We start from the raw sequence: 11,610 nt of genomic DNA on the forward strand, positions 1-11,610 counted from the left end.
TAGTATGTGTTTCATTAATGAATGATAATTTAACATGAGTAAACCAACCTATTTTATTGCCGATTTACATTTGAGTGAGCATTCTCCTCACTTATTAGCACTGTTTCGTTATTTTATGACGAACGTGGCACCGCAAGCACAAGCACTTTATATTTTAGGTGATCTGTTTGATTTTTGGGTAGGCGATGATGAAGATTCTGCAACGATTCAAGAAATTAAACAGTTATTGCGTCATTTAACAACACAAGGTATCCCTTGCTATTTTTGTCATGGTAATCGTGATTTCTTAGTAGGCGAACGCTTTGCCAAACAGACTGGAGTGCAACTATTACCTGAATATCATCAAATTGATCTCTATGGACAAATGACATTACTTTGTCATGGCGATACGTTATGTACTGATGATGTGGCTTATCAAAAATTTCGCCAGCGTGTACATCAACGTTGGTTACAGAAACTGTTTCTTTGTTTACCGTTAAATTTCAGAATTAGGCTTGCACAACGAATTCGTCAACAAAGCCAAGCAGATAAACAGGACAAATCTGCGCAAATTATGAATGTGAATGCGGATACTGTGGAAGAAACTTTTGCAAGATTTCAGGTAAGTCAACTGATTCACGGTCATACGCATCGGCAAGCCATTCATTTATTAGCAAATAATAGAAAGCGAATCGTGTTAGGTGATTGGCGAAAGGAATTATCTGTATTTATAGTTGAGGAAAATAAAGCAGGCTATTTCCTTAATCTCACATTACCAGATGAAAAATGAGAGTATAGAGAAAAAAGAAAGCCCATAGTTATTTAACTATGGGCAAAATTTCTTTTGGTATAAAAACTAAATTTCATAAAAGGAGACAAATAAAAAATAGTACCAAAAGAAAAAAATCTGGCTCCTCCTGCTGGACTTGAACCAGCGACATATGGATTAACAGTCCACCGTTCTACCGACTGAACTAAGGAGGAATAGCCCCATTGGGCAATGCGGGCTGCATTTTATTGATTTTGTTTTGCTTTGTCAACAGCTAAGCTGTTCGAATATTGTTTGGTGGAGATGTTTATAGGAGACGGGAAAACGGGTAAAAACTACAAACTAATCAGTAGGCAATAACAAATAAGGCGTTCAAATATCATACGCCTTATTTGTGAGTTGAAGAGTAGTTATTAGGGGATTACTCAGGAATTATCTTGTCTCAAAATCCAGTAACTAATTGTAGTAAAGCAAAGAATAAAACTTCTTTTGGTATTTCTTGCTGGTTGAGATAAAACTTTTTGTCTTTTTGTTCAAAGTTGAATTCATAAGATGTCTCTGTTTCAGTCAAAATACCTCTTACTACTTGCTCTTGTAATAATCTTTGAATACCCGTTTGAATGTTCTCTACATCTTGATCGCTGATTGTTTTTTCAGCTTGTTGAGTATAGAGCATTTTTATTATGCCTGTAATAAATTGTTGTTGAAATGCTTTATCTAGGACGAGGGAGAGACGTAATTGGTTAAAAATATCTTCAAGCTTTCCTTTATCTAAAGCTTGTTTAAAATCCATTTGCCCTAATTGAATATGACTATTTAAAGCAAACTGTCCATTCGCATTATGTAACGCCAATGGCGCAATAATGAATTGAGGTTGATTAGTGAATATGGTTTGCAAAGCTTTTCCTAGTTTCGCTTGATCATTCTCTAATGCTGCCTCAACAATTTTTTGGAATGCCTCTCCTTGTAAATGATTTAACTCAAATTTAGCTTTTTGCGCATATAAGGATTGCTGATTAATTAAGACATTATCAATCGTACCTTCTGATTTTATTGAGAAAAAATCGCCGTCTTTGCTAGATTCCTCATGACTAATTTGATTTTCATAAGTAATTGAAAAAGTTTGGTTTCCCTCTTTTTTTAACAGTTGCTCTATTTGTAATCGTTTAACTTTACTGGTGCCTTTGCCAACAGGTAAATATTTCCATTGGGTTAACTGTAAATCACCTTGAGTAGCAAATTCTTCTATTAGAATTTTGCTGGGAAGTTCATTGCGTTGATCTGTAATAATATTTAAATCCAAATGATTTAACGTTGCTTGATAGTGAATATTTTTCTCTTTATCAAGCGTCAACTGATATTGGCTATCTGACCAATTAGCCTGTCCTTTTTCTGTTTGTAATTTACCTGAACTAATCGCTAAATTAAGATTTAATTGCTGTTGATAATCAACGTTTGTCGTCAATAAGAACGGTTGTGCTTTACTAAAGAGTTTAAAAAAGGGTTCGGTTTGTTCATTTTTGATTAACGTGGTTTCAACAGAAGCCATCAGAGGTTGAAAGGAAGATTGCGATAACAGATTTGTTGGTAATGGTCCATGATAAATATGACTTTGTACAGGGAATGATTTATCGCCCATTTTTACATCATATTGCATTTCACTGGAAAAGATGTGTCGTTGAAATTTGATATTTTCTAGTTGAATTAAAGGATTTTGATTTATTGCCGCAACTTCTTCTGGATAAATTTGTTCAATTTGTTTACCTGTGTACCAAGCTCCGCCGATCCATATACCGCCAAGCACAAGGATTGTTGCAGGGATAATAGCCAATTTCTTTTGCATCATAATTTTCCTTCTAAATATGTTTCTTTGTTAAAAATGGAGTTATTTGCATTGATTTTGAGGTTTATTTGCCATAATTTCAATGATTTGAAAATCGGTGTGCTGCATACTTTTACAAGCTAATGCACATAGATTATCGATACTACGATCAATCGTATGTTCAACAATACCCTCATTACCAGTAACGCCAGTCTGATTCATTGCCATTAAGACTGATTTATAGGCAGAGGTAACACTAGTGGACACTTTCATTGCACAACTATTAGCGGCACCATCACACAACATACCACTAATATCACCAATCATACTGCTGATAGCCATAGCAGCCGTTTCAAAACTATTGGTAATCAGGTAAGAAATGCCTGCACAACTACCCATTGCTGCTGTGGTTACGGCACACAGTGCAGAGAGTTTTGGTAATTTACTATGGATAAAAATTGCCATTAAATGGGAAAGAAATAATGCTCGCGTACGTTGTTCTTCACTCACATTGAGATGATTAGCGACAACCACAACAGGCATAGTAGCTGTAATGCCCTGATTGCCAGAGCCAGAGTTACTCATTGCAGGAAGTGTTGCACCACCCATACGTGCATCTGACGCGGCAGTAGTATGAATCATAATTCTGGATAATAAATCATCAGAGAGTAAACCATCACCAATATGTTTTTGCAAAGTACGCGCAATATGTAAACCATAATCTTGGCGTAATCCCTCTTGTGATAAGGCAGCATTTAATGTTTCGGCTTGATTGATAAAGTCAATTTTGGCTAAATCAACTTGCATTGAAAAATCGAAAATATCCTTTGCTTTTAATTGGTTAAAAATGCCATGTTGATCGTGATTACTCGCTTGTTGAGATTCTGCTTGATAAAGTGTTTCACCATTTTTTTCAATTAACATAATTTGGGTATGTTGATCTTCAATGACGACGCGTACCCAATCCTCTCCCGCATACAGTGTTGCTTCGGCATAAAGAATATGATCAGTTTGCTTAATGGAAACAGTAACTAAGCCATTGCTTAATAAGGCTTTTGCGATAGTTAATTGTTCATGAGAAATATTTTTTAATACTTCTAGTCCAGCATCAGGATCACCACCAATCGCCCCAATAGCAGCTGCAATCGGTAAGCCAACCATACCTGTTCCAGGCACAGCAACACCTAAACCGTTTTTCATTAAATTAGGTGAAACTTTGCCAGCAATTTTTGCAGGTGTTTTGCCTAAATATTTCGCCGCTGTTGCTGCTGCTAAGGCTAGTGAAATCGGTTCGGTACAGCCTAAGGCAGGCACAACATCTTGTTTCACAATTTCAATTAGTGCTTGTTCGAAAGGTTGTAATGATGGATTCATAAGACCTCATAGGTTACTGCATTGGTTAAAGAAAAATTACATCTGCTAACTATACACAGTAATGTAACAAGTGCTAGTAAAATCAAGCAAAAATTTCTGTAATCTAGTAAATAAATTGAAAAAATAAAATTTTTTTTAATTCACCCCTTGAAAATTTAATTTTTACGTCAATTTAGTGTGGCACGTATGATAAGGAAATCAATTTACTGAGAGAAAAATTTAAAAATTGCCTCTTGTAATTCTAAAAAAGATCCTTATTTAGTCGAACGTCAAAAATGAATTTAAAATCAGGAGAATAACGATTATGGGAAAAATTATTGGTATTGACTTAGGTACAACAAACTCATGTGTAGCCGTAATGGACGGTGATAAACCACGTGTGATTGAAAATGCAGAGGGAGATCGTACAACCCCGTCAATTATTGCTTATACCCAAGATGGCGAAACGCTTGTTGGTCAACCAGCAAAACGCCAAGCAGTAACTAATCCAAAAAACACTTTATTTGCAATTAAACGTTTAATCGGTCGTCGCTTTACTGATGAAGAAGTACAACGTGATGTAAGCATTATGCCATTTGAAATCACTAAAGCGGATAATGGTGATGCGTGGGTATCCGTAAAAGGTGAGAAAATGGCACCACCGCAAATTTCTGCAGAAGTATTGAAAAAAATGAAGAAAACAGCAGAAGATTTCTTGGGTGAGGCGGTTACTGAAGCGGTAATTACGGTACCTGCATATTTTAACGATGCACAACGTCAAGCAACTAAAGATGCAGGGCGTATCGCAGGTTTAGAAGTAAAACGTATTATTAACGAACCAACTGCTGCGGCATTAGCGTATGGATTGGATAAAGCAAATGGTAATCATACGATTGCGGTATATGACTTAGGTGGTGGTACATTTGACCTTTCTATTATTGAAATTGATGAAGTTGATGGCGAGAAAACTTTCGAAGTTTTAGCAACCAATGGTGATACTCACTTAGGGGGTGAAGACTTTGATAACCGTGTGATCAACTATTTAGTTGATGAGTTCAAAAAAGAACAAGGCATTGATTTACGTAACGATCCATTAGCAATGCAACGTTTGAAAGAAGCGGGTGAAAAAGCAAAAATTGAACTTTCTTCTGCACAACAAACTGATGTAAATCTTCCATACATTACCGCAGATGCGACTGGTCCAAAACACTTAAACATCAAATTGACTCGTGCGAAATTAGAATCTTTAGTTGAAGATCTTGTTGCAAAATCAATGGAACCAATTCGTGTGGCATTAAAAGATGCGGATTTAAGTGTTTCTGAAATCAACGATGTGATCTTAGTTGGTGGTCAAACACGTATGCCATTAGTGCAACAAAAAGTGGCTGAGTTCTTTGGTAAAGAACCACGTAAAGATGTTAACCCAGATGAAGCAGTGGCGATTGGTGCAGCAGTACAAGGTGGTGTATTAGCGGGTGATGTGAAAGACGTATTATTGCTTGACGTAACCCCATTATCACTTGGTATTGAAACCATGGGCGGCGTAATGACAACCTTAATTGAAAAGAATACGACGATTCCAACGAAGAAATCACAAGTCTTCTCAACCGCAGAAGATAACCAAAGTGCGGTAACTATCCATGTGTTACAAGGTGAGCGTAAACGTGCAGCTGATAATAAATCATTAGGTCAATTTAACTTAGAAGGAATTAACCCAGCACCACGTGGTATGCCACAAATTGAAGTAACATTTGATATTGATGCTGACGGTATTATCCATGTTTCTGCGAAAGATAAAGGTACAGGTAAAGAACAACAAATCACTATCAAAGCGTCTTCAGGGTTAAGTGATGAAGAAATTCAACAAATGGTGCGTGATGCTGAAGCGAATGCAGAAGCAGACCGTAAATTTGAAGAGTTAGTGCAAGCGCGTAACCAAGCTGATCACTTAGTTCACTCAACACGTAAACAATTAAGCGAAGTTGGTGAAAACCTTGCAGCAGATGATAAAGCAGCGATTGAGAAAGCAGCAAGCGATCTTGAAGCGGCAGCAAAAGGTGAAGATAAAGCGGAAATTGAAGCAAAAACACAAGCATTAATTCAAGCTGCAGAAAAATTAATGCAAGCTGTCCAACAACAAGCGCAAGCAGGTCAAGCACAGCAACAAGCACAAGGTAGTGCAAAGAACAACGGCGATGATGTTGTTGATGCTGAGTTTGAAGAAGTTAAAGACAATAAATAATTGTCTTTGAATAAAAATAAAAGGGCGTAGTAATACGCCCTTTTTGGGTATATGAGGAATAAAGATGAAAAAACGATATTTAGCGTTATTGCCAACATTATTTTTGGCAGCCTGTTCTAATACTCATCAACCCTTAAGTAAAGATGCTTTAGTTGGGGAGTGGGTTTGCTCAACCGCATATAAAGATGTGGGTGTAGGAATGCTTGATGTCATTACTTTAAAGGCTGATGGTACTTTAGAAGATGATAATTATATTTTTGATCATAGTTTGGATAGGTTTGTAGGAAAAGATCCTGAAAATTATTTCAGATCGCCATTAAGATATTTTAGAGTACATAACGGCACGTGGAATTTATCAGATAATGATTTAACTTATCATTTAAAACAGACTAATTTTAAACGTATTATCTGGCCTGATGTTTGGGAGCAACTTCAGGAAATAGATGAACTTAAGCAGATAGAAGCTAAGGCTTTTAAGATTTATTCATCAACTAAAGAAGCTGATATTCAATTAACTTTTAATAAATTCATCAAAAATGGTTTTACGCTAAATCAAAACCTTAATGGGAGAATTTATGAGAGTAAATGTTTAGATAAGCAATCATCTGAATATCGTTATATTGAAGCATATAAAAAAATACATAAGTCTAAGTAGAGATCTGAGTGGGTAAATTCACTAATAAGATCGAGTTAAGTAAAGAAAATATATTGCAATAGTGGGCATATCCACTTTACAACAGAGAAGATAAAAGATAATGGCAAAACGTGATTATTATGAAGTGTTAGGCGTTGCAAGATCAGATGATGAAAAAGCAATTAAGAAAGCCTATAAACGCTTAGCAATGAAATTGCATCCAGACCGTAATCCTGGTGATAAAGAAGCAGAAGCGAAATTTAAAGAAGTACAAGAAGCTTATGAGGTGCTAGGAGATAAAGAAAAACGCGCTGCTTATGATCAATATGGACATGCTGCGTTTGAGCATGGTGGAGCAGGTGCAAGTGGCTTTGGTGGAGCCGATTTTGGTGATATTTTCGGTGATATATTTAGTGATATGTTCGGTGGTGGGCGTGGTCGTCAACGTGTGGTACGAGGGGAAGACCTCCGCTATGACATTGAAATCACGCTAGAGGAAGCCGTTAAAGGGGTGAGCAAAGATATTCGTATTGCAACATTAGCAACCTGTGATACGTGTCATGGTAGTGGTGCAAAATCTGGCTCGAAAGTTGAGACTTGTAACTATTGTCATGGTTCAGGTCGTATTCGTCGCCAAAGTGGATTCTTTGTACAAGAGCAAACTTGTCCGCATTGTCATGGTGCAGGAAAAATTATTGAACAACCTTGTGATAGTTGTCATGGTGATGGTCGAGTACATAAACATAAAAATCTTTCCGTTAAAATTCCAGCTGGTGTAGATACTGGTAGTCAACTTCGTTTAAATGGTGAAGGAGCGGCGGGAGAAAATGGTGCGCCAGCAGGCGATCTTTATGTTGTGATTCATGTGAAAGAACACGATATTTTCCAACGAGATGGCAATAATCTTTATTGTGAAGTCCCTATCAGTTTCACCTTAGCTGCATTGGGTGGTGAAATTGAAGTCCCAACATTAGATGGTAAAGTAAAATTAAAAGTCCCTGAAGAAACGCAAACAGGTAAGCTTTTCCGTTTGAGAGGGAAAGGGGTAACCTCAACACGTTCACATTATCAAGGTGATTTAATTTGCCGTGTGATTGTGGAAACACCAGTGAAATTAAATAAAGAACAGAAAGCGCTATTACAACAATTTGAAAAAAGCTTAGAGGGGCGAAATCATCATCGTCCTAAAGAAAGTGGCTTTTTAGATGGGGTAAAACGTTTTTTCGATAATTTAGGTAAATAAAAATAAAAATGGCGAGAAAGTTCTCGCCATTTTTGTTATGAAGTAGAATTAATGTTACTTAACTACCTTTTTTACGACGTTTTAAGGTATCAATTAATACCGCAACGACAATAATCATTCCTTTTACAATTTGTTGCCAATATGGGTCAACACCAAGCATATTTAGACCTTTATTGGTTGTCCCAATAATTAATGCTCCAATGACACACATTGGAATGGTACCAATACCACCACTAAGGGATACGCCTCCAATTACCGCAGCAGCAATCGCATCTAATTCCCAAGCTAATCCGTAAGATGGGTTACCTGCGTAAGTACGAGCGGCTAACATTGCTCCCGCTAATCCTGATAATGCACCAGCTAAGATATAAACCCAAATTAAGGTTTTGGTGGTATTAATTCCACAAATTTTTGCCGCATTTAAGTTACCGCCAACGGCATAGACATGGCGACCAAAGGTTGATTTGCTTAAAAGAATATGTGCGCCAATAACCACTAAAATATACAGAATCACTAATCCAGGTAAACCAAAGAAATTGACATCTGAAATCCAAGTAAAGGCTTCAGAAGATGCATCAATCGGACGACCATCAGAGTAGAGTTGTGCAGCACCACGGGCAATAATCATCATACCAAGTGTGGCAATAAACGGTGGAATTGATCCGATGGCAGTTAAACCACCGTTAATTGCACCAAGTAAGGCACCTAGTGCAATAGAAAGCGCAAAGGCAAGAAATGCGGCGCTGACACTATCTCCACCAGTAACAATAGAAGCGGCGACTACAGAAGTTAATGCCACCATAGAACCAGAAGATAAATCAATCCCCGTTGTTACAATCGCAAAGGTTACTCCGATAGCAATAATTCCGAACATTGATACTTGTTCAATAATACTCCAGACAGTTCGTGCAGAGAAAAAGCCATCAATCGAAACGGATAACACTAAAAACAGTGCAATTAAAATAAGAACCATGCCATAAGCATTTAACAGTTTTTTCATCATATCATTCGACATAATTAATTCCCCATACGTTAAGTTTTAGTTATTTGTTAAACCAGATGCTAGTTCTAGCACTCGTTCTTGCGTTAATTCTTGATGAGGAATAATGCCCACTTGATGACCTTCGTGCATAACCATGACGCGATCGCTCATAGAGAGTAATTCCAACATATCAGACGTAATCATAATGATACTTTTGCCTTGTTTAGCAAGTTCAACCATTAATTTATACAGTTCCGCTTTTGCGCCAACATCAATACCTTTCGTTGGCTCATCTAAAATCAAAATATCAGGCTCAAGTAATAACCAACGTGCTAATAATACTTTTTGTTGATTTCCACCAGAAAGATTATTGGTTATCACCTCAACATTAGGCGCTTTAATTTTTAACTTATCTTTTTGTTCAAGGGCGGTACGTTGTGCTTTAGTAACTGAAATTAAAAAATTCTCTAAATAAGGCGACATTTTCGGCATGATCATATTGTCGGTAATACTTAAATTTAGGAATAAACCAGTTAATTTCCGATCTTCTGTAACAAAACCGATTTTGTATTTCATCGCATCTAGTGGGTTTTTAATGTCAGCTTTTTGTCCGTGAATATAAATTTCGCCACTATCAGCTGGTTTATAGCCAAATAAGCCCTCAACAATTTCTGATCGCCCTGCACCAACTAAACCCGCAATGCCGAAAATTTCCCCTTTTCGCACTTGAAAACTGACATCTTGATATTTTCCTGCACGTGTTAAATTTTTTGTTTCTAAGACGATTTCATCTGAAATATCTACTCGTTCTCGTTGGAACATTTCGGACATATCACGCCCTACCATCATTGAAATTAATTCATCTTTACTAACTTCAGAGGCTGGTTTTGTACCAATATATTGTCCATCACGAATTACGGTAATTTCATCAGATACACGGAAGACTTCATCTAATTTGTGAGAAATAAAAATAATTGCAATGCCATGATTCTTAACTGTTTCAATAATTTTATAAAGTTGTTCAACTTCAGTTTCAGTTAACGCAGTAGTCGGTTCGTCCATAATAATGACTTTTGCATTGTTTGAAACCGCAGTTGCAATCGCAACTAATTGTGCTTTTGCGACAGAAACATCAGACATTTTGACCGTTACGTCCATAGGAATACCAAGCCCTTGTAAGATCTTGGCTGCTTTTTCGTCCATCTCTTTTTGATTGAGGAAAAACTTTCCTTTAGTTAATTCTCGCCCCAGATAAAAGTTATCAGCAATAGTAAGATTAGCAGCAGGAGAGATTTCTTGAGGTACCATTGTTAAGCCTTTACGAATTGCATCGATTGGGCGAGATGGGCGGAATGGCTTACCATTTAAGATAATTTCCCCTCCTTCATCAGGGGTATAAATGCCATATAAGATTTTCATCAAGGTAGATTTACCTGCACCGTTTTCACCCATTAATGCGTGAACGCTACCTTTTTTTACTTTTAGATTGATGCCATCTAGTGCTTTAACCCCAGGAAAGGTTTTAGAAACATTGCGCATTTCTAAAATATAAGGGGTGTGGGTTAATGAATCCATTTAGAACTCCTTAATTCTTAACAAATTATTATTCTTTGTATTTATTAATATATTGTTCTTTTTTATCTGGTGTTACTAGTTCAAAAGGAATCCAGTTATAGAGAGGAACTGTCTCACCCATGGCAGCTTTGTATGCCATTTCAACACTGATTCGACCTTGCCCCGAAGCAGATTGATATATGGTTGCATCTAATCCATTACCTAAGTATTCTAAGGCATCAGGTGTTGCATCAATTCCTACAATAATTAAATCATCATCTTTTAAACCTAGTTTTTTTGCTGCTAATAATGCGCCAATAGCCATTTCATCATTATTCGCTAAAACAACATTGATATTTTTGTGTGCTAAAAGTAAATTTTCAGCGACTTCTATTGCTTTTGCTCTATCCCATTTTGCCTCTTGTTCGGCAATAATTTTTATTTCAGGGTGTTTAGATAGAATATTTTTATTTCCCTCAGTTCGCTTAATTTGTGCATCTAATCCAAGAGGACCTAGCAAGATAATTGCATTGGCTGCTTTGCCGTTGAGCGCATTAACAGTAAATTCTCCTTGCATCTCTCCACTGATAATTTCTTCGGAACCAACATAGCTAGTCAGATATTTCATATCCTCTTCATTAGGTTTGACCGTAACAACAACAAAAGGAATTTTGGCTTTTTTAGCTTTTAATCCAATGGCCTTAACTATTTTAGGATCAGTAGGCATTGCAATAATGGCATCAACTTTAGCATCAATAAAATTTTCAGTATCATTAAGCATTTTTGTTGGATCGCCATTAGCATCAGCAAAACGCAATTTGATATCTGTATGTTCTTCAGCAAATTTTTTCATTGCGTCTTGTAGATAGGTAGGATATTTATCAGATAAGCTATACATAGTGATGCCAATCGTGATTGATTTAGCGGATAAATAAGGTATAAATAAAAATCCTACAACGAAAATCAATATTTTTCTTAACATGGGTTACTCCTTGTTTAAATTAAGGAATACAAGTAAAAAGAGAGAATGGA

Annotated in this window: 9 protein-coding genes and 1 tRNA gene; 4 read left to right on the forward strand and 6 right to left on the reverse strand. The window is 36.6% G+C overall.

Translation table 11 applies throughout. The annotated features are described in order from the left end of the window. Positions 1-34 precede the first annotated feature (34 nt). On the forward strand, positions 35-769 hold the full coding sequence (lpxH, locus tag ACFFHK_RS08575) for a UDP-2,3-diacylglucosamine diphosphatase (protein ID WP_382371484.1): 735 nt from the start codon (positions 35-37) through the stop codon (positions 767-769). 118 nt (positions 770-887) lie between these two features. On the opposite strand, the gene ACFFHK_RS08580 is transcribed toward lpxH, so the two are convergent. From ACFFHK_RS08580 to ACFFHK_RS08590, 3 genes are all read right to left on the reverse strand, one after another. Further along, positions 888-963 (reverse strand) — tRNA-Asn (locus tag ACFFHK_RS08580). Between the two features lie 227 nt (positions 964-1,190). Further along, positions 1,191-2,594, reverse strand: coding sequence for a YdgA family protein (locus tag ACFFHK_RS08585; protein ID WP_382371486.1), 1,404 nt, complete (start codon positions 2,592-2,594; stop codon positions 1,191-1,193). A 39-nt stretch (positions 2,595-2,633) separates the two neighbouring features. Continuing rightward, a complete protein-coding gene (locus ACFFHK_RS08590) occupies positions 2,634-3,944 on the reverse strand; it encodes an L-cysteine desulfidase family protein (RefSeq protein WP_382371488.1) in 1,311 nt (436 codons plus the stop codon). A gap of 304 nt (positions 3,945-4,248) precedes the next feature. On the opposite strand from ACFFHK_RS08590, the gene dnaK reads away from it, so the two are divergent. The 3 genes from dnaK to dnaJ all read left to right on the forward strand — a co-directional run bounded on the left by dnaK (position 4,249) and on the right by dnaJ (position 8,042). Next, positions 4,249-6,165, forward strand: coding sequence for a molecular chaperone DnaK (gene dnaK / locus ACFFHK_RS08595; protein ID WP_382371490.1), 1,917 nt, complete (start codon positions 4,249-4,251; stop codon positions 6,163-6,165). Positions 6,166-6,229: 64 nt separating this feature from the next. Continuing rightward, positions 6,230-6,820, forward strand: a complete 591-nt coding sequence (locus tag ACFFHK_RS08600) for a hypothetical protein (RefSeq protein ID WP_382371492.1) — start codon at positions 6,230-6,232, stop codon at positions 6,818-6,820. Positions 6,821-6,920: 100 nt separating this feature from the next. Then, positions 6,921-8,042, forward strand: a complete 1,122-nt coding sequence (dnaJ, locus tag ACFFHK_RS08605) for a molecular chaperone DnaJ (protein ID WP_382371494.1) — start codon at positions 6,921-6,923, stop codon at positions 8,040-8,042. Between the two features lie 58 nt (positions 8,043-8,100). Here the strand turns inward: dnaJ and ACFFHK_RS08610 are convergent, their stop codons facing one another. From ACFFHK_RS08610 to ACFFHK_RS08620, 3 genes are read right to left on the reverse strand one after another with little or no spacing between them, the layout of a single operon-like run. Next, complete coding sequence (locus ACFFHK_RS08610) at positions 8,101-9,057, reverse strand: ABC transporter permease (RefSeq protein ID WP_382371496.1); 957 nt, start codon at positions 9,055-9,057, stop codon at positions 8,101-8,103. 24 nt (positions 9,058-9,081) lie between these two features. Further along, complete coding sequence (locus tag ACFFHK_RS08615) at positions 9,082-10,599, reverse strand: sugar ABC transporter ATP-binding protein (RefSeq protein ID WP_382371498.1); 1,518 nt, start codon at positions 10,597-10,599, stop codon at positions 9,082-9,084. Between the two features lie 28 nt (positions 10,600-10,627). After that, entirely contained in the window at positions 10,628-11,560 is a 933-nt protein-coding gene (locus tag ACFFHK_RS08620; protein WP_382371500.1) for a sugar ABC transporter substrate-binding protein, read from the reverse strand. Positions 11,561-11,610: the final 50 nt, after the last annotated feature.

The sequence above is a fragment of the Gallibacterium trehalosifermentans genome, from assembly GCF_042433055.1.
In the GTDB taxonomy this organism is placed as follows: domain Bacteria; phylum Pseudomonadota; class Gammaproteobacteria; order Enterobacterales; family Pasteurellaceae; genus Gallibacterium; species Gallibacterium trehalosifermentans.